This window comes from Peribacillus sp. P4_C12 (assembly GCF_056402095.1).
Genome location: NZ_JBFUIB010000004.1, coordinates 14,137 through 32,513 on the forward strand (window position 1 = coordinate 14,137; position 18,377 = coordinate 32,513).

18 protein-coding genes are annotated in these 18,377 nt (G+C 39.1%); 17 read left to right on the plus strand and 1 reads right to left on the minus strand.

The genetic code is table 11. The annotated features are described in order from the left end of the window. Positions 1-312 precede the first annotated feature (312 nt). From mnmE to AC1DUW_RS02230, 7 genes are all read left to right on the plus strand, one after another. The gene (gene mnmE, locus AC1DUW_RS02200; RefSeq protein ID WP_053348311.1) at positions 313-1,698 is read left to right on the plus strand and encodes a tRNA uridine-5-carboxymethylaminomethyl(34) synthesis GTPase MnmE; all 1,386 of its coding nucleotides are present in this window, start codon (positions 313-315) and stop codon (positions 1,696-1,698) included. Between the two features lie 20 nt (positions 1,699-1,718). Next, complete coding sequence (mnmG, locus tag AC1DUW_RS02205) at positions 1,719-3,605, plus strand: tRNA uridine-5-carboxymethylaminomethyl(34) synthesis enzyme MnmG (protein ID WP_053348312.1); 1,887 nt, start codon at positions 1,719-1,721, stop codon at positions 3,603-3,605. A 30-nt stretch (positions 3,606-3,635) separates the two neighbouring features. After that, positions 3,636-4,352 (plus strand): 16S rRNA (guanine(527)-N(7))-methyltransferase RsmG, encoded by a 717-nt coding sequence (rsmG, locus tag AC1DUW_RS02210; protein ID WP_053348313.1) that lies wholly within the window; start codon positions 3,636-3,638, stop codon positions 4,350-4,352. A gap of 410 nt (positions 4,353-4,762) precedes the next feature. Beyond that, the gene (gene noc / locus AC1DUW_RS02215) at positions 4,763-5,623 is read left to right on the plus strand and encodes a nucleoid occlusion protein (RefSeq protein WP_477641927.1); all 861 of its coding nucleotides are present in this window, start codon (positions 4,763-4,765) and stop codon (positions 5,621-5,623) included. 225 nt (positions 5,624-5,848) lie between these two features. After that, positions 5,849-6,610, plus strand: a complete 762-nt coding sequence (locus tag AC1DUW_RS02220; RefSeq protein ID WP_053348844.1) for a ParA family protein — start codon at positions 5,849-5,851, stop codon at positions 6,608-6,610. Then, positions 6,603-7,463 carry a ParB/RepB/Spo0J family partition protein gene (locus AC1DUW_RS02225; protein WP_053348315.1) on the plus strand — a complete coding sequence of 287 codons (861 nt, stop codon included), beginning with the start codon at positions 6,603-6,605 and terminating at the stop codon, positions 7,461-7,463. The genes AC1DUW_RS02220 and AC1DUW_RS02225 overlap by 8 nt, the downstream gene beginning before the upstream one ends. Positions 7,464-7,539: 76 nt before the next feature. Then, a complete protein-coding gene (locus AC1DUW_RS02230) occupies positions 7,540-8,241 on the plus strand; it encodes a DUF554 domain-containing protein (protein ID WP_053348316.1) in 702 nt (233 codons plus the stop codon). Positions 8,242-8,308: 67 nt separating this feature from the next. Here AC1DUW_RS02230 and yyaC read toward each other — a convergent pair whose 3' ends face one another. Continuing rightward, positions 8,309-8,944 carry a spore protease YyaC gene (yyaC, locus tag AC1DUW_RS02235; RefSeq protein ID WP_053348317.1) on the minus strand — a complete coding sequence of 212 codons (636 nt, stop codon included), beginning with the start codon at positions 8,942-8,944 and terminating at the stop codon, positions 8,309-8,311. 394 nt (positions 8,945-9,338) lie between these two features. On the opposite strand from yyaC, the gene AC1DUW_RS02240 reads away from it, so the two are divergent. From AC1DUW_RS02240 to dnaB, 10 genes are all read left to right on the plus strand, one after another. Next, a complete protein-coding gene (locus AC1DUW_RS02240; protein ID WP_053348318.1) occupies positions 9,339-10,175 on the plus strand; it encodes a mechanosensitive ion channel family protein in 837 nt (278 codons plus the stop codon). A gap of 20 nt (positions 10,176-10,195) precedes the next feature. After that, positions 10,196-10,393 carry a DUF951 domain-containing protein gene (locus tag AC1DUW_RS02245; RefSeq protein ID WP_053348319.1) on the plus strand — a complete coding sequence of 66 codons (198 nt, stop codon included), beginning with the start codon at positions 10,196-10,198 and terminating at the stop codon, positions 10,391-10,393. Between the two features lie 168 nt (positions 10,394-10,561). Further along, on the plus strand, positions 10,562-11,662 hold the full coding sequence (gene ychF / locus AC1DUW_RS02250; RefSeq protein ID WP_053348320.1) for a redox-regulated ATPase YchF: 1,101 nt from the start codon (positions 10,562-10,564) through the stop codon (positions 11,660-11,662). 208 nt (positions 11,663-11,870) lie between these two features. Further along, on the plus strand, positions 11,871-12,155 hold the full coding sequence (gene rpsF, locus AC1DUW_RS02255) for a 30S ribosomal protein S6 (protein WP_053348321.1): 285 nt from the start codon (positions 11,871-11,873) through the stop codon (positions 12,153-12,155). Positions 12,156-12,224: 69 nt separating this feature from the next. Then, the gene (ssb, locus tag AC1DUW_RS02260; RefSeq protein ID WP_053348322.1) at positions 12,225-12,755 is read left to right on the plus strand and encodes a single-stranded DNA-binding protein; all 531 of its coding nucleotides are present in this window, start codon (positions 12,225-12,227) and stop codon (positions 12,753-12,755) included. Positions 12,756-12,802: 47 nt separating this feature from the next. Next, positions 12,803-13,042 carry a 30S ribosomal protein S18 gene (gene rpsR, locus AC1DUW_RS02265; RefSeq protein ID WP_053348323.1) on the plus strand — a complete coding sequence of 80 codons (240 nt, stop codon included), beginning with the start codon at positions 12,803-12,805 and terminating at the stop codon, positions 13,040-13,042. Between the two features lie 277 nt (positions 13,043-13,319). Next, positions 13,320-14,261: a YybS family protein gene (locus AC1DUW_RS02270; RefSeq protein WP_053348324.1), complete on the plus strand. Its 942-nt coding sequence runs from the start codon at positions 13,320-13,322 to the stop codon at positions 14,259-14,261. Positions 14,262-14,296: 35 nt separating this feature from the next. After that, a complete protein-coding gene (locus AC1DUW_RS02275) occupies positions 14,297-16,267 on the plus strand; it encodes a DHH family phosphoesterase (RefSeq protein ID WP_477641928.1) in 1,971 nt (656 codons plus the stop codon). Continuing rightward, positions 16,264-16,713, plus strand: coding sequence for a 50S ribosomal protein L9 (gene rplI / locus AC1DUW_RS02280; protein WP_053348326.1), 450 nt, complete (start codon positions 16,264-16,266; stop codon positions 16,711-16,713). Before AC1DUW_RS02275 ends, rplI begins: the two co-directional genes overlap by 4 nt. 150 nt (positions 16,714-16,863) lie before the next feature. Then, positions 16,864-18,228, plus strand: a complete 1,365-nt coding sequence (gene dnaB, locus AC1DUW_RS02285; RefSeq protein ID WP_053348327.1) for a replicative DNA helicase — start codon at positions 16,864-16,866, stop codon at positions 18,226-18,228. Positions 18,229-18,377 lie beyond the last annotated feature (149 nt).

Sequence of the window (18,377 nt, forward strand, 5' to 3'; positions counted from 1 at the left end):
GTTGTCTGTTGAATTCTTTAAAAATAAAAGAAAAATTCAACAATATTCGACATGTTTCTGTTTTGACCATTCGTAATTAGTAAGGATTTAAGAAAAGAGCAAGAGGGAAAGCGGGCTATATTTGTTATTCACATGTGGATAAGTTAAAATAAGTGATACAGAATATGGGTTTTAATGCATGTGGATAACTCTTGAAAGGAAGGAGTATCTACTTTTTTTCATGAATATACTGTGGTATTGTAGTTATTTAGGGAATTCGACGATTTTATTATGGGAAAAATATAGAAACATCAATATATAAGAGGTGAAAGCATGGAATTCGATACAATCACCGCTATCTCTACTCCCTTAGGGGAAGGGGCAATTGCCATCGTAAGAATCAGCGGTGATGAGGCCATAGAAATAGCCGATAGAATCTTTAAAGGACCAGGCGGGAAAAGTTTGCTCGAAGTGAAATCACATACGATTCATTACGGACACTTAACTCAACCGAAAACAGGTGAAATCATAGAAGAAGTTATGGTTTCTGTTATGAAAGGTCCAAAGACATTTACAAGAGAAGATGTAGTCGAAATAAATTGTCATGGCGGGATCGTTTCGGTCAATCGGGTATTACAGCTTATCCTCTCACAGGGAGCACGTTTAGCAGAACCTGGTGAATTTACGAAACGAGCTTTTTTGAATGGAAGGATTGATCTTTCCCAAGCAGAAGCTGTTATGGATTTAATTCGGGCAAAAACAGATAAAGCGATGAATGTAGCCTTAGGGCAAATGGAAGGGCGGCTTTCGAAATTAATTCAAAAGTTACGTCAGGAAATTTTACAGACCCTCGCACAAGTCGAGGTAAACATAGATTACCCGGAATATGATGATGTCGAAGAAATGACACATCGTTTATTTTTGGAAAAAGGCAGCTATGTGAAGACGGAGATAGAGAAACTCCTGCATACTGCACAGCAAGGGAAAATTCTGCGAGATGGGCTGGCGACGGTTATCATCGGACGCCCAAATGTCGGAAAATCTTCTTTGCTTAACAGCTTAGTTCATGAAAATAAGGCCATTGTTACTGATATTCCCGGCACAACACGTGATGTAATTGAGGAATATGTCAATGTTCGCGGAGTACCGCTTAAACTTGTCGATACAGCAGGGATTCGGGAAACAGAGGACATTGTTGAACGAATTGGTGTTGAACGCTCTCGTGCGGTATTAAAAGAGGCAGATTTAATATTACTTGTCTTAAACTATTCCGATGACTTTACACCTGAAGATGAAAAACTATTCCAAGCCGTTAAAGGAATGGATGTTATCGTTATTATCAATAAAACTGATCTTCCGCAAAAAATCAATTTGGATCAGGTTAAGGAAAAGGCAGCATCGCATAAAATTGTTTCTACGTCTTTACTTGAGGATCAAGGAGTCAATGAGTTGGAAGATGCGATTGCTTCTTTATTCTTTGAGGGTTCTTTAGAATCAGGAGACTTAACCTATGTTTCGAATGCTCGTCATATAGCCTTACTTGGTCAAGCATTACAGTCAATTGAGGATGCAATTGAAGCGATTGACATGGGGACGCCGATTGACTTAGTTCAAATTGATTTCACAAAGGCCTGGGAGCTTCTCGGCGAAATCATTGGTGAAAGTGTTCAGGATAATTTGATCAACCAATTGTTCTCGCAATTTTGTTTAGGAAAATAACAGTAAAAGGAGGAGAAAACATGCAATACGAAGCAGGAAGCTATGATGTTATTGTTATTGGAGCTGGACATGCTGGTAGTGAAGCAGGCCTTGCAGCTGCAAGAGTTGGAGCTAAAACTTTGATGGTTACCATTAATTTAGATATGGTCGCCTTTATGCCATGCAATCCGTCTATTGGCGGACCGGCAAAAGGGATAGTTGTCAGAGAAATTGACGCTTTAGGCGGTGAAATGGGAAAAAATATTGATAAAACCCATATTCAAATGAGGATGTTGAATACAGCTAAAGGTCCGGCAGTACGTGCGTTGAGGGCACAGGCTGATAAATATCTTTATCAGCAAGAAATGAAAAAGACGATAGAAGATCAAGAAAATTTGACATTAATTCAAGGAATGGTTGAGGAATTAATTGTTGAAAATGATGTTTGTACGGGTGTCATTACTAAAACAGGTGCAGTGTATCGTGCGAAAACTGTCGTAATCACGACAGGAACATATTTACGTGGAGAAATTATTTTAGGGGAACTAAAATATTCAAGCGGTCCTAACAATCAGCAGCCTTCCATCAGACTTTCTGAACATTTGGAGCAATTAGGATTTGATTTAGTTCGTTTTAAAACTGGAACGCCTCCTCGCGTCAATAGTTCATCCATTGATTACAGCAAAACAGAAATACAGCCTGGTGATGAAGTTCCACGTGCTTTTTCTTATGAAACAACGAAATTCATCACTGATCAATTGCCATGCTGGTTAACATACACGAATGAGGGAACACACCAGCTCATCGATGAGAATTTACACCGTTCACCGATGTATTCTGGGATGATTAAGGGAACTGGACCACGCTATTGCCCATCAATAGAAGATAAGGTTGTACGTTTTAATGATAAACCGCGCCATCAAATTTTCCTTGAACCTGAAGGGCGCAATACAAAGGAAGTTTATGTGCAAGGGCTGTCAACAAGTCTACCTGAAGATGTACAAGTGAAAATCCTTCAAACGGTTCCAGGGCTCGAGAAGGCGGAAATGATGCGTGCGGGATATGCAATTGAATATGATGCAATCGTTCCTACACAGCTTTGGCCTACACTAGAAACGAAAAAAGTTAAAAACTTGTATACAGCAGGCCAAATTAACGGAACGTCCGGCTACGAAGAAGCAGCGGGCCAGGGGTTGATGGCTGGTATTAATGCAGGATTGAATGCGATAGGTAAAGAAGAACTGATCTTAAGCCGTTCGGATGCCTATATTGGAGTTTTAATTGATGATCTTGTTACGAAAGGTACGAATGAACCATATCGCTTGCTGACTTCACGTGCAGAATATCGTTTATTGTTGCGTCATGACAATGCGGATTTACGTTTAACGGAAATTGGTTTCAATATTGGAATGATCAAAGAAGACCGCTACAAACGTTTTCTTTTGAAAAAGGAAGCAGTTGAAGTAGAAAAAGAACGACTGAAATCAACCTTCATTAAACCAACGCAAGAAGTGCAAGACGTTATTATCACAAGTGGTGGCAGTGAGTTGAAGGATGGAATTCGTGCGTCCGATTTATTGAAACGTCCTGAAATGGATTATTCTCATATTCAGAAGCTGGCTCCAAGTGATGTCGAACTAAGCGACGAAGTGACGGAACAAGTCGAAATCCAGATTAAATATGAGGGATATATTGAGAAATCTCTGCAACAGGTCGATCGTCTGAAAAAAATGGAGAATAAAAAAATTCCAGAGAACATCGACTATGATGCCATCTCCGGTCTTGCAACGGAAGCACGTCAAAAATTAAAACAGGTCCACCCGCTATCAGTAGCTCAGGCTTCACGAATTTCCGGTGTAAATCCTGCTGATGTCTCCATTTTGCTTGTTTATTTGGAACAAGGTAAGATTGCCAGAGTTTCTCAGTAACGGAAATACCCGAAAAGGATTGAAGAATTCATGAACATTGAACAATTTCAACAAGCACTACAGGAGAAGGGTATCGAGCTTTCTCCTCGTCAGCTTGAACAGTTTGACACCTATTATCGATTATTGGTGGAATGGAACGAAAAGATGAACCTAACCGCCATCACGAATAAAGAAGAAGTTTATTTAAAGCATTTTTATGATTCAATTAGTGCAGCTTTCTATTTCGATTTTAACAAGCCTTATAAGATTTGCGATGTTGGAGCTGGAGCTGGATTTCCGAGCATTCCTTTGAAAATTTGTTTCCCAAATATCCACGTATCTATCGTGGATTCTTTGAATAAGCGGATCTCCTTTTTAAATCATCTTGCTGATGAGTTACAATTAAAGGGCGTTTCCTTTTACCATGACCGGGCGGAAACCTTCGCTCAAAAACCAGAGCATCGTGAATCCTATGATATTGTTATGGCAAGAGCGGTAGCGAGGATGTCTGTCTTAAGTGAGCTTTGTTTGCCGCTTGTCAAACCGGATGGGACGTTCATTGCCATGAAAGCGGCAAGTGCACAAGATGAAATGGATACAGGTAAGAAGGCGATTTTTACATTAGGAGGAAAAATTGAAGAAATTTATCCCTTCACATTGCCCGAAGAGAATAGTGAAAGAAACATCATTACGGTAAAAAAAGTAAAGAAGACTCCTAAAAAATACCCTAGAAAACCTGGTACACCAAATAAACAGCCCATTGAATAATCCTTTTACTATGGCTATTCATTGTGGCTGATAGATAGATTTTGGCTAGCACTTGTTCTAATTTTCTTTTACTATAAATGTAGGATTTTTTTATCCATTTAAAAATGTATAAGTAAACCTGAAGGAGAATATCCGACAAAGTGTTCTTTACAACCATATGCCTCGTTTACCTACAGAGCGAGAAAGTCGGAGTTTTATCTTTTTGAAAAATCAGGGAAATAATCTCGGGCATGCCGGCAGATATCTATAATATCTGGGCGTCTATGCCTCATTATTGCTTTAATGACGATAGTCGACATGTTTTTTACAACGATGGACCATATGTATAACCATGTCGGGAAATGTATGCAGGACTTGTCCTTTCAATAGAGAATATGTTATTTGGGAGTTTTAAAAGGTGGTGTAGGAAGATGAAGCATCCTTTTTCGCGGTTCTTTGGGTTTGGCGAAAAAGAAGAACAGCAACTAGAGATGGAGACACCTAGCAATAATAACGAAGAAATAAGAAAAATTTCCATTTCTGATATTGTGCCTAATCGATTTCAACCAAGGACCGTTTTTAATGACGATAAAATTGCAGAATTGGCTCAAACGATTCATACACACGGGATCATTCAACCGATTGTAGTAAGGGCACATGGTCAGGGGAAATACGAAATCATTGCAGGCGAGCGTCGTTTTCGTGCTATGCAAAAGCTTGGTTGGGAATTGGCACCTGCTATTGTTAAGGATTTTACGGATACAGAAACGGCTTCAGTTGCGCTGATAGAAAACCTTCAGCGTGAAGAGCTGACACCGATTGAAGAAGCATTAGCTTATGGGAAACTATTAGAGCTTCATAGTTTAACTCAAGAAGCTCTGGCACAAAGACTCGGAATTGGCCAATCTACCGTGGCAAATAAGCTTCGGCTGCTTAAGCTGCCGAAGGAGGTCCAAGATGCACTTCTTCAAAAGCAAATTACGGAACGTCATGCCCGCTCGTTAATTCCTTTAAAAAGTCCGGAAAAGCAGATCAAACTACTTTTGGAAATCATCGAAAAAGGCTATAACGTTAAGCAGACAGAAGAGCGGGTCGTCAAGCTACTCACCGGAACGGTACTTAAGCCGAAGCCAAAACGAAAGGCGTTTAGTAAAGACATGAGGATTGCGGTAAATACCATCCGTCAATCGTTGAATATGGTAACAGACAATGGAATAAATTTGGATGCAGAGGAAGAGGAATTCGAGGAATATTATCAATTTACGATTAAAATTCCTAAGAAGAAAACTTGATCCCCTTTTCCTTAGCCCCCGCTTGGTAGTCTTCGATTACCAAGCTTTTTTTATTCTCTCTTTTCAACAGCATCTTTTGGTCATTTTTAGGGAAATTCCAAATTTTAAGAGGAATTTCAGAAAACGATTTCTTCCAGGATTATTCATGATAAAATAGAAAGAAAGAAAATTACGGTAAATGCATTTAGATATAGAGTATAAAGATAGTTGAAAGCAGGTGAATTCGTGGGTAAGATTCTCGCCATTGCCAATCAAAAAGGCGGTGTTGGAAAAACGACAACTTCTGTCAGCCTTAGTGCTTGTCTTGCATACATAGGACAGAAAGTCTTATTGGTCGATATCGATCCGCAGGGAAATGCGACAAGCGGTGCAGGTATTGATAAAGCAGATGTAGAACAATGTATTTATGATGTATTGGTTGATGATGTCGAAGCCAGTACCGTTATCTTGGAAACAAAGGTTGAAAACTTATATGTTATACCTGCGACAATTCAACTTGCAGGTGCTGAAATAGAACTTGTTCCAACCATCTCTAGGGAAGTCCGTTTAAAAAGGGCGTTAGAAGAGGTGCAGAGTCAGTATGATTACATTGTAATCGATTGTCCACCATCATTAGGACTGCTTACCCTAAATGCATTAACAGCTGCTGATGCTGTTTTAATTCCTGTACAATGCGAATATTATGCATTGGAGGGCTTAAGTCAGCTCTTAAATACGGTCCGTCTCGTGCAAAAGCATTTAAACCATGATTTGAAAATCGAAGGTGTGCTATTGACGATGCTGGACGCTAGAACAAATTTGGGTCTTCAAGTTATTGAGGAAGTCAAAAAATACTTTCAGGATAAAGTTTATCAAACCATCATTCCACGTAATGTCCGATTGAGTGAAGCGCCGAGCCATGGAGAACCGATAATTATTTATGATCCAAAGTCACGAGGAGCGGAGGTCTATCTAGAACTGGCAAAGGAAGTGGTGTCAAATGGCTAAGGGACTTGGCAAAGGTCTAAACGCACTATTCAACAATGGGGAAATCAGTAAAGATGAAATCGTGCGGGAAATTAAATTGAGGGAATTAAGACCAAATCCTTATCAGCCCCGGAAAAGTTTTCGACCTGAAGCGATAGAAGAACTTAAGCAATCAATCATAGAGCATGGGATATTACAGCCGATTATTGCCCGGAAAAGTATTAAAGGCTATGAAATTGTGGCTGGGGAGAGACGTTATCGTGCCGCAAAAGAAGCTGGTTTAAAGACAGTACCGGTTGTTGTGAGGGAACTGAATGAACAACAGATGATGGAACTGGCCATTTTGGAAAACCTTCAACGGGAAGATTTAAACCCAATCGAGGAAGCGGCTGCTTATCAAACCCTGCTTGAAAAATTAGAAATCACTCAAGAACAGTTGGCTATTCGCTTGGGGAAAAGTCGGCCGCATATTGCTAACTATGTTCGATTACTATCTTTGCCTGAAAAGATAAGGAGTTATATCTCTGAAGGTGAAATTTCTATGGGGCATGGTCGTGCATTACTAGGATTAAAGAAAAAAGAGTTGCTTCAGCCAGTTATAGACAAAATTCTCAAAGAAGGAATGAATGTCCGAAAGCTAGAGCAATATATTCATCAATTAAATGATACGGTTTCACGTGAAACTAAACCTGCGAAACAAGTGAAAAAAGACATATTTATAAAGCAGCGGGAGTCAAGTCTACGTGAAAGACTAGGAACAAGCGTGACTATTAAACAAAGCAAGAAAAAAGGGAAAATAGAAATCGAATTCTTTTCCAAAGAAGATTTAGAGAGAATATTAGACTTGATTGATCAAGAAAACCTTTCCTCTTAGTCCCTTCTTTGAGAGACGATTTTTTAATGAAGATATACGACAGGGGATCTTTACTGTAGAGAATTAGGTGAATAAGTTGGTTTTATTGGGGACTTTTGTGAATGGGGCTTGTATTTTAATCGGGTCGATTTTGGGAATGTTTTTACAGCATATACCTGAGAAGATAAAAGAAACGGTTATGAGTGGTATCGGTTTGACCGTTATAGTCTTAGGATTGCAGATGGGTTTTAAAAGTGATAATTTTATCATGGTCATTATAAGTATTGTGGGAGGCGCTGTGCTTGGAGAATGGATGAATCTTGAAGCCAGGCTTAATTCTTTAGGCAATTGGATTGAACGTCGGATGAAAGCGAAAAAAGGAACTTCGATATCACAGGGATTCGTAACAGCCACGCTCATATTTTGCATTGGAGCGATGGCCATTATCGGTGCCTTGGATAGTGGGATCCGTAATGATCATGATGTTTTAATAACAAAATCGATTATTGATGGGTTTACAGCGCTAGTTCTGTCCAGTACTCTTGGCATTGGTGTACTTTTTTCAGCATTCCCTATCATTCTTTATGAAGGATTCATTGCCATTTTTTCAAGGCAAATTAATACTTTGATCCCAACTGCGTTAATGGATTCATTCATTCTTGAAATGACAGCAACTGGAGGAGTCATGATTTTAGCGATTGGCTTGAATATTATCGGTGTCACCAAAATCAGGGTGGCTAACCTGCTTCCAGGAATAATGATTACAGCAATTCTAGTTACAATCATGTATTATTTATAAAAATAAGGAAGGGGTGAACCCCTTCCTTTATTTTTATACTCGGCCAAACTTTTCAGGAACATTAGAATCAAAGAGTTTTTTCCTGCTTGAATGACCAGGAGAATGGAGTGAAAGTTGGTTTTACTGGATAATGATTTTGTGCTTCATAAATACCCTCTGCAATGGTTTTGGCCATTTTTAAGACTAGATTAAGACGAGTATTTTGTAGGACCATAAACTCCATGAATCCACTGACATTCACGATTCCAGTAATATGGGCATTACCAACAGAAGGTAGATCTTTATTGACTCCAGCGCCAGGTTTCACCGGACCTTGGCCAATTTGAACAATGCCGACACTTTTCAATTTTCCTAAGCAAGCATCGATTCCGACGATAAAGGGATTGGTATGGATTTTGTTAATTTCATTTAATTTTTCCTGTAAATTCATAGCATGTATAGGATTATCGAGAGTTCCATAAACATGGAAAGAAGAGGCACCGTCTTCTGTTTTTTCATTAAGCAGAGTGCCGACAAGTGGACCGAGGGAATCGCCAGTAGAACGGTCTGTGCCAATACAGACAATTACGATAGGTTGAAGCTTTCCAGTTGGAAGAAGGTTGATTAATTCTTGAGAAATTTGTTTAGATGCATCCGTATCTTCATGTAGGATGCGGCTCAATCTATTTTTATTATTATTAAATAGACTAGAATTCAGATTCATCGGCTCAACTCCTTTACTTCGTTTGGTATTACAGTATACGGATAAAAAAGGAAAAATATACGGTATTTAATGTAAAATCGGTGGGGGATTTATTTGATAAGAACACGCAAACGGGGGAAGGGGAAATAGTAAGATGCTTCTTCCTCTACCAATTGTCGTTATGTATACTCTCTAGCAAAAAATCATTCATGGAAATAGAAAAAACTTCTAATTATCTTACCTATATATCCATATTTTTTTTGTACAGAAACCCATATTTATTGATAAAATAGAGAAAACTTTTCTTATTTAGGGTTATCTTTCGGCTTGAGGGGTAGAAGGAATACGTCCAAAATAGGAAGGTCATAGGGAATCTAAAAGTTTTGCAGGATTTTGCAATAGGCAGGAGGAAAAGATGGATAGCATTTATAATAACATTATAAAAGAAATATTGGATGAAAAAGTATGGCTACTGATGGGTGAGGGAATTATTAAAATCTTCCTTGTTCTGTTGTTATCGCGTATTATTATTAGAATAGGAAAGACTATTCTGAATAAATTTTTCAAAGCACGTTTAAGAAGTCCCATTCGGGTATCGGAGCGCAGGGAAGCGACACTCATTAAATTGCTGGAAAATATCATTACCTATGTCATCAATTTCATTGCCTTGATAATGATTCTGGATATTTTTGGAATTGAGGTAATGCCGTTACTTGCTGGTGCTGGTGTACTCGGTTTGGCCATTGGGTTTGGTGCTCAAAGTTTGGTCAAAGATATTATCACAGGGTTCTTTGTGATTTTTGAAGATCACTTCTCGGTTGGGGACTATATTAAAATTAATACATTTGAGGGTGAAGTTCTCGAAATTGGGCTTCGTACAACAAAAATTAAAAGTAGCTCAGGGGAATTGCACTTCATACCTAACGGTAGTATTATCCAAGTTACAAATTATTCTATCTTAAACAGTATGGCTGTTGTTGATGTGACCATACCTAATGATGGATCAGTCGAGCTTGCTGAAAAAGTGCTGATCGATCTTTTAAGTAGTATGGAAGGTAAATACGAAGCCTTAATTAATGCCCCTGAATTTTTGGGAATTGAAACAGTAGGTCCTGATGAAATCGTCCTTCGAGTTACAGCTGAAACAAAGCCGATGTATCATGTCGAAATTAGTAGAATGTTAAGAAAAGAAATAAGTGCTGCTCTTGATTTAAGTGGAATTAAATCTACATATAGCGGCAGCGAGTCGTAGGAACTAGGGGGCTCATGGTTATGGATGAAAAAGAATTTGCACTGAAGGATATTGTCGAAATGAAAAAACCACATCCATGTGGGGTCAATAAGTGGAAAATTATCCGGCTGGGTATGGATATCCGGATAAAATGCGAAGGCTGCGGTCATAGCGTGATGTTGCCTCGACGTGAATTTGCAAAGAAAATGAAAAAAGTTCTACAAAAGCATGAGGATTGATCATGCTTTTTTCATGGAGAGAGAGCGGTCTTACTATCTCAATGATTTACTTGTCTTTTTAAGAAGTGAAATCTATAATTGGGAAAGGTTTAGGTAATTAGATTTTGTTTTTATAGAAGATTTATCTTTTTCCATATGTACGAATTATCTTGAAGGAGTGAAATATAAATGGCTTTAACAGCTGGTATAGTTGGTTTGCCTAACGTAGGTAAATCCACTTTATTTAATGCAATAACTCAGGCAGGTGCGGAATCTGCCAACTATCCTTTTTGTACAATTGATCCAAACGTCGGGATTGTAGAAGTGCCTGATCATCGTTTGCAAAAATTGACTGAATTGGTGAAGCCGAAAAAGACAGTGCCAACGGCGTTTGAATTCACGGATATTGCTGGGATTGTAAAAGGAGCTAGTAAAGGGGAAGGTCTTGGGAATAAATTCCTTTCTCATATTCGTCAAGTTGATGCAATTTGTCAAGTCGTTCGTTGCTTCTCTGACGATAACATTACTCACGTTTCTGGAAAAGTAAATCCAATAGATGATATTGAAGTCATCAATCTTGAATTGATTCTTGCTGATTTGGAATCTGTTGATAAACGAATCGACCGCGTTGGAAAAATGGCCAAGCAGAAAGATAAAGGCGCAGTGGCTGAGCATGAAATCCTTGTCGCTTTGAAAGAAGCATTGGAAGAAGAAAAACCAGCTCGTTCAGTTGAATTTACTGAAGAACAGCAAAAAATCGTGAAGGGCATGCACTTGCTTACAGCGAAGCCGACTCTTTATGTAGCGAATGTAAGTGAGGATGAAGTGGCTAATGCTGCTGATAATGAATATGTTCAACAAGTTCGTGAATATGCTGCGAAAGAAAACGCAGAAGTTATCGTAATTTGCGCAAAAATTGAAGAAGAAATTGCGGAGCTTGAAGGTGAAGAAAAGGAAATGTTCCTATCTGAACTCGGCATCGAGGAATCCGGTCTTGATCAATTGATCCGTGCTTCATACAACCTGCTAGGTTTGGCAACATACTTTACTGCTGGAGTTCAGGAAGTACGTGCTTGGACGTTCCGTAAAGGTATGAAAGCACCTCAATGTGCAGGTGTCATTCACACAGACTTCGAACGCGGTTTCATCCGTGCCGAAATCGTTTCGTATAATGACCTACTTGAAGCAGGAAGCCATAGCGCTGCAAAGGACGCGGGCAAAGTACGATTAGAAGGTAAAGAATATATCGTTAACGACGGCGACGTAATCCATTTCCGTTTTAACGTATAAGGCATAGAGAGACTTTACAGACCCAATCTGTAGAGTCTTTTTTTTCGGTATAGTTTAAGTCTAAAACATTTGATTTCAATAAATTGTAATAAGTCTAACCGTTCGTTGCAAAGCCCCTTTAACTATGCTATAATTTCTTCTTGTGAGTAATTATAAATAATTGCTCCTTGCCCAATTGGGCCGCTTAGACCAAAAGGAGGTGACAGTGATGAGAAAATACGAAATTATGTATATCATCCGTCCAAACATTGAGGAAGAAGCTAAAAAAGCTTTAGTTGAACGTTTCAACACAATCCTTTCTGATAATGGTGCGGAAGTAGAAGCAAAAGAATGGGGTAAACGCCGTCTTGCATACGAAATCAATGATTTCCGTGATGGTTACTACATGCTTCTTAAAGTTAACGCTGAAAGTGCTGCGATTCAAGAATTCGATCGTCTTGCTAAAATCAGTGAAGACATTATTCGCCACATGGCTACTAGAGAAGAAGAATAATCCGATATTTAATATAAATTCTAATCTTGTTTCACGTGAAACAAGTTTGAAACCTAGGGGTTGATTCTGATGATGAATCGCGTAGTTTTGGTAGGACGCTTAACTAAAGATCCTGAATTACGATATACACCTAATGGAGTTCCTGTGGCTACCTTTACTTTGGCTGTGAACCGTAGTTTTACGAATCAGTCGGGTGAACGTGAAGCAGATTTCATTAACTGTGTAGTTTGGCGTAAACCGGCAGAAAATGTAGCTAACTTCTTGAAAAAAGGCAGTTTAGCTGGCGTGGATGGACGTGTCCAAACACGTAATTATGAAGGACAAGACGGCAAACGAGTATATGTGACGGAGATTCTGGCTGAGAGCGTTCAATTCCTTGAACCACGAAGCAGTTCAGCGGGTGAAAGAAATGAAGGCGGTTCTTACGGTGGAGGTCAAAGAAGTTATAACAACAATAATAACGGAAATGACAACAATTCGTATGGACAAAATCCTAATCAGAATCAACGGAGCAACAACAACTACACTCGTGTAGATGATGATCCATTTGCAAATGACGGTAAAACAATCGACATTTCAGATGATGATCTTCCGTTTTAAACAGCCGTTTAAAATGAAAATTCAACAAGCAGGGAGGGAAATTTATTATGGCAATGGGTGGACGTAAAGGACGCGGTAAGCGTAAAAAGGTTTGTTATTTCACATCTAACGGAATCACTAAAATTGATTACAAAGATACAGATCTTCTTAAAAAATTCGTCTCAGAACGCGGTAAAATTTTACCACGTCGTGTAACTGGCACAAGCGCTAAATATCAACGTAAATTAACGATTGCTATTAAACGCTCACGTACTATGGCATTACTACCATACGTATCTGGTGAATAATTAATAGGCACATTGAGGAGCAGTCCTTAATGTGCTTTTTTTATGCAATAGGAGTGACGTATAAAAATAGCCCTTTTATTAAAAATCCGCTAAAATGCGGTTTTTTTTGTTTTTTGAAGGAATTTTTATAAACGAAAATAGTCTCTTTCCAAAGAAAAAATTCTATATCATGAAAAAAGATTGTGATGTTTGAAATATCCTATGCTTAACGGATACAATATAAAGATGGAGACTGGAGACATTATTTTTAGTTTTATAAAAACGGGGGTGAAAATAAATGAATAGCGGGAGACGAATTGCTGAGGGCGGGGCCCTTTTGGCACTATATTGCATTTTATTGTTCATCACAGTTCATATTCCAATAGTGGGTATCTTCACTCTTTTCTTTTTACCAGTTCCTTTCATTCTGGTGACAAATAAACAAAAGATATCATGGGCTCTGGGGTATTTATTTGTTGCTTCGTTATTGTCGATACTTATTGCGACGATATTATCCGTGCCGATGACCTTGCTTATGGGGGCAACGGGTATTACCATTGGTTATTTTTTGAAAAAAGATAAACCAATGGCACCTATGTTTATAAGCGCTGTCCTTGTATTCCTAGGGGGTACATTATTAATATATGCGGCATCTGTATTAGTATTCGATGTAAACTACATAGAAAAATCGATGGTCATGGTTGAGGAGTCCATTGATTCTTCTGTTGGGATTATGGAATCCTTTGATCAGGCATCGACAGAGCAAATCAAAAAGAGAATGTATGAAACAATAGATTTGCTGAACACGCTTATGCCAAGTTTGTTCGTTGTGACTTCTGTCATCATGGTTTTACTGATTTTCTTTGCGGCCCATCCTATTTTGAAGAGATTCAGCGATAAAACTTTAAAGTGGCCCCATTTTCGAGATCTGCGACTCCCGAAAAGCCTTTTATGGTATTATTTAATTACGATGCTTCTGGCTCTTTTTGTGAATACGGACAAGAATAGTTATGTATATATGGCCATAACAAACCTATTTTTTATCCTGCAGTTTTTCATTTTGATACAAGGATATTCGCTGGTATTTTATATCAGTCGTGTGAAGTCTTGGACTAAAGCTATACCTATTTTAATCGTGGTTGCTTCGCTTTTACATCCGATTTTCATAACCATCATTCGATTTTTAGGTATAATAGATTTAGGATTTCCTTTTAGGGAGACAATCAAGAAAAAGGAATAGTCCTTGTAAAACAGATGCTTTTAGGAGCTGAAACTATGCCATCTTATTTGAAAGAGTACTCGATTAAGTCCCCATTATATGGGGTGCTGGCTGCAGGCTTGTTACTTTTGGGCGTACTGGCTTATTATAATTGGGTTGTTGCACTTGTTGGATTATTGATTCTTACTGGTTTATTTTATTTAACATTAAAAGTGGAAGAAAAAAAACAGCGTAAGACAGAAGAATATATAACAACGTTATCCTACCGTCTAAAGAAGGTGGGGGAAGAAGCGTTACTGGAAATGCCAATTGGGATTATGCTCTTTAATGACGATTTTTACATTGAATGGACCAATCCATTTCTGGCTTCATGTTTTAGTGAAGATTCATTGGCAGGAAGATCTCTCTACGATGTCGCTGATTCTATTGTACCGTTAATTAAGCAAGAGATTGAGACAGAGACGCTTACACTCCATGACCGGAAATTTAAAGTGGTCCATAAGCGTGAGGAACGACTTCTTTACTTTTTTGATGTAACAGAGCAAGTTGAAATTGAAAAATTATATGAAGATGAGCGGACAGCAATCGCCATTATTCTGCTTGATAATTATGATGATTTGACGCAGGGAATGGATGATCAGCGTAAAAGTAGTATAAACAGTTTGGTTACCTCACTGCTTGATAAATGGGCAAGGGATAATGGCGTTTTCTTTAAACGGGTTTCCTCGGAACGGTTTATCGCTGTTTTTAATGAACATATCCTTCATCAACTTGAAAAGGGTAAATTCACTATTTTAGATGAAATTAGGGAAACGACAGCCAAGCAAAATGTACCACTTACCTTGAGCATTGGGGTTGGCTCGGCTGTATCTTCCCTACCGGAACTGGGATCACTTGCCCAGTCTAGCCTAGATCTAGCTTTGGGGCGGGGCGGAGATCAAGTTGCTATTAAGCAGGCAAACGGAAAAGTGAAATTTTATGGTGGTAAAACCAATCCAATGGAAAAACGCACGAGGGTCCGCGCACGCGTCATTTCGCATGCATTAAAGGATATAGTCTTGGATAGCGATAAAGTCATTGTCATGGGCCATAAAAATCCGGATATGGATGCAATAGGTTCAGCCATCGGTATTTTAAAAGTGGCTCAAATGAATGAACGTGAAGGATATATTGTCATAAACACACAGCAACTTGATAGCAGTGTCCTTCGTTTAATGGAAGAAATTAAACATAAAAAGGATTTGTATGCACGGTTTATAACTCCCGAAGAAGCATTTGAAATGATTACGGATGAAACGTTGCTCGTTGTAGTTGATACGCATAAACCTTCAATGGTGATTGAAGAGCGATTATTAAATAGGATTGATAAGGTAGTTGTCATTGACCACCATCGCCGAGGTGAGGAGTTTATCAAAAACTCATTGCTCGTTTATATGGAGCCATATGCATCCTCAACGGCTGAACTTGTGACTGAACTGCTTGAATATCAGCCAAAACGCAGCAAAATTGATATGCTTGAGTCTACGGCACTGCTTGCCGGGATTATTGTCGATACGAAAAGTTTTACTTTAAGAACTGGTTCACGAACATTCGATGCAGCCTCTTATTTAAGGGCTCATGGAGCAGATACGGTACTTGTTCAGAAATTCTTAAAGGAAGACGTAGACACCTATATTAAACGGTCGAAGCTGATTGAAGAGGTTGTCTTCTATAAAAAGGGTATTGCAATTGCTTCGGCAAAAACTGATCAGGTCCATAATCAGGTGCTCATTGCTCAGGCAGCCGACACGCTTTTGACTATGGACGGCGTTGTCGCTTCCTTTGTAATGGCTAAGAGATCTGATGATACAGTTGGCATAAGTGCACGTTCTCTCGGTGATATCAATGTCCAGGTGATAATGGAAATGTTGAATGGAGGCGGACATTTAACAAATGCCGCTACTCAACAGGCGTGTTCCATTGAAGAAGCCGAAAGTCGATTAAAAGCAGCAATTGATGATTATTTAGAAGGGGGACAAAAAGAATGAGAGTTATATTTCTAAAAGATGTTAAAGGTAAAGGAAAAAAAGGGGAAGTCAAAAATGTTGCAGATGGTTATGCACATAATTTCCTGCTTAAACAAGGATTAGCTGTAGAAGCAAATAATACAAATGTAAAAACTTTGGAAGCGCAGAAGAATAAAGAAGAGTCTCTTGCTGCCGAAGAACTACAACATGCAGAAGAATTGAAAGTACAATTGGAGAAGCTAACTGTTGAATTATCTGCTAAAGCTGGAGAAGGCGGGCGTTTATTCGGTTCTATCACGACGAAACAAATTGCCTCAGAGCTTCAGAAAAAACATGGCATCAAGATTGATAAACGTAAAATGGAGCTTGCTGACGGAATTCGTTCTTTAGGACATACGAAGCTTCCTGTAAAGCTGCATCCTGAGGTTACAGCAACACTCACTGTGCAAGTGAAAGAAATTAACTAATTTTAGTGGTTTCATATCTGTGAAAAATTGATAAAATAGAGATAGACGAAAAAAATGTGATTGGGCATGTTGTCCTTTCACTTTTTTCTTTTTAACTAGAAACATATAAATAAGCAAAAAGTATCCTCTTAGAATGGGAGGTTTTAAGATTTGATAGAACAATTTCAAGATAGAGTTCCCCCTCAAAATATAGAAGCAGAACAAGCTGTGCTAGGGGCCATTTTTCTAGAGCCTTCTTCACTAACTGTTACATCGGAAGTTTTGATTCCAGAGGATTTCTACAGAAGCTCGCATCAAAAAATCTTTAATGTGATGATTAAGTTGAATGACGAAGGAAAAGCTGTCGATTTGATTACGGTGACTGAAGAACTAGCCGCTGCAAAGAACCTTGAAGAAGTGGGTGGGGTTTCATATTTAAGTGAATTGGCCGGGTCGGTACCTACCGCAGCCAATATTGAATATTATGCCCGCATCGTAGAAGAGAAGTCGTTACTACGCCGATTGATCAGGACAGCAACGAATATTGCTCAGGAAGGATATAGCCGCGAGGATGAGGTCGAGGAGCTGCTCGGGGAAGCAGAAAAAACGATCATGGAAGTAGCCCAGCGGAAAAATTCCGGGTCCTTTCAAAATATTAAGGATGTATTAGTACGGACTTACGATAATATCGAGGTATTGACCACCCGTAAAGGTGATGTCACAGGAATTCCAACCGGATTTGCTGAACTGGACCGAATGACAGCAGGTTTTCAACGTAATGACCTTATTATCGTGGGTGCTCGTCCCTCTGTCGGTAAGACCGCTTTTGCTTTGAACATCGCTCAAAATGTTGCAACGAAAACAGAAGAGAACGTTGCGATTTTTAGTCTTGAGATGGGTGCCGAGCAGCTTGTTATGCGTATGCTTTGTGCGGAAGGAAACATTAACGCTCAAAATTTGCGGACAGGCTCCTTAACAGATGAGGACTGGCGCAAGCTAACAATGGCGATGGGAAGCTTGTCGAATGCCGGTATTTATATTGATGATACGCCAGGAGTCCGAATTGGTGAAATTCGTTCAAAATGCCGTCGTTTGAAGCAGGAACATGGACTTGGCATGATATTGATTGATTACCTTCAATTGATTCAAGGAGATGGCCGTTCAGGCGACAATCGTCAGCAAGAAGTATCGGAAATTTCTCGTTCACTCAAAGCGCTTGCTCGTGAACTACAAGTACCTGTTATCGCCCTTTCCCAGCTCTCCCGTGGAGTGGAGCAGCGCCAAGACAAGCGCCCCATGATGTCAGATATCCGGGAATCAGGGAGTATTGAGCAAGATGCTGATATCGTGGCATTCTTATATCGTGATGATTATTATGATAAAGAATCTGAGAATAAAAATATAATCGAAATCATTATTGCCAAACAGCGTAATGGCCCTGTTGGGACGGTTTCGCTTGCATTCGTTAAAGAATACAATAAATTCGTTAACCTGGAACGGCGCTTCGATGATGACTCGATGTCTCCCGGGGCTTAAATAGATTTAATGTTATTCATAGAAAACGGCCCGCCACTTTTGAAGTGCGGGCTGTTTTTATAGAGAAAATGATAAAAAAGAAAAGCCACCGTAAATAATACAGGATTTCCATGGGTAAAATAAATGATATTGAAATATTGAAGAGAATA

Coding starts and splice junctions, on each gene's coding strand:
- mnmE (WP_053348311.1), top strand. CDS start 313: ATGGAATTCGATACAATCACCGCTATCTCTACTCCCTTAGGGGAAGGG.
- mnmG (WP_053348312.1), top strand. CDS start 1,719: ATGCAATACGAAGCAGGAAGCTATGATGTTATTGTTATTGGAGCTGGA.
- rsmG (WP_053348313.1), top strand. CDS start 3,636: ATGAACATTGAACAATTTCAACAAGCACTACAGGAGAAGGGTATCGAG.
- noc (WP_477641927.1), top strand. CDS start 4,763: ATGAAGCATCCTTTTTCGCGGTTCTTTGGGTTTGGCGAAAAAGAAGAA.
- AC1DUW_RS02225 (WP_053348315.1), top strand. CDS start 6,603: ATGGCTAAGGGACTTGGCAAAGGTCTAAACGCACTATTCAACAATGGG.
- yyaC (WP_053348317.1), bottom strand. CDS start 8,944: ATGAATCTGAATTCTAGTCTATTTAATAATAATAAAAATAGATTGAGC.
- AC1DUW_RS02240 (WP_053348318.1), top strand. CDS start 9,339: ATGGATAGCATTTATAATAACATTATAAAAGAAATATTGGATGAAAAA.
- AC1DUW_RS02245 (WP_053348319.1), top strand. CDS start 10,196: ATGGATGAAAAAGAATTTGCACTGAAGGATATTGTCGAAATGAAAAAA.
- ychF (WP_053348320.1), top strand. CDS start 10,562: ATGGCTTTAACAGCTGGTATAGTTGGTTTGCCTAACGTAGGTAAATCC.
- rpsF (WP_053348321.1), top strand. CDS start 11,871: ATGAGAAAATACGAAATTATGTATATCATCCGTCCAAACATTGAGGAA.
- ssb (WP_053348322.1), top strand. CDS start 12,225: ATGATGAATCGCGTAGTTTTGGTAGGACGCTTAACTAAAGATCCTGAA.
- rpsR (WP_053348323.1), top strand. CDS start 12,803: ATGGCAATGGGTGGACGTAAAGGACGCGGTAAGCGTAAAAAGGTTTGT.
- AC1DUW_RS02270 (WP_053348324.1), top strand. CDS start 13,320: ATGAATAGCGGGAGACGAATTGCTGAGGGCGGGGCCCTTTTGGCACTA.
- AC1DUW_RS02275 (WP_477641928.1), top strand. CDS start 14,297: ATGCCATCTTATTTGAAAGAGTACTCGATTAAGTCCCCATTATATGGG.
- rplI (WP_053348326.1), top strand. CDS start 16,264: ATGAGAGTTATATTTCTAAAAGATGTTAAAGGTAAAGGAAAAAAAGGG.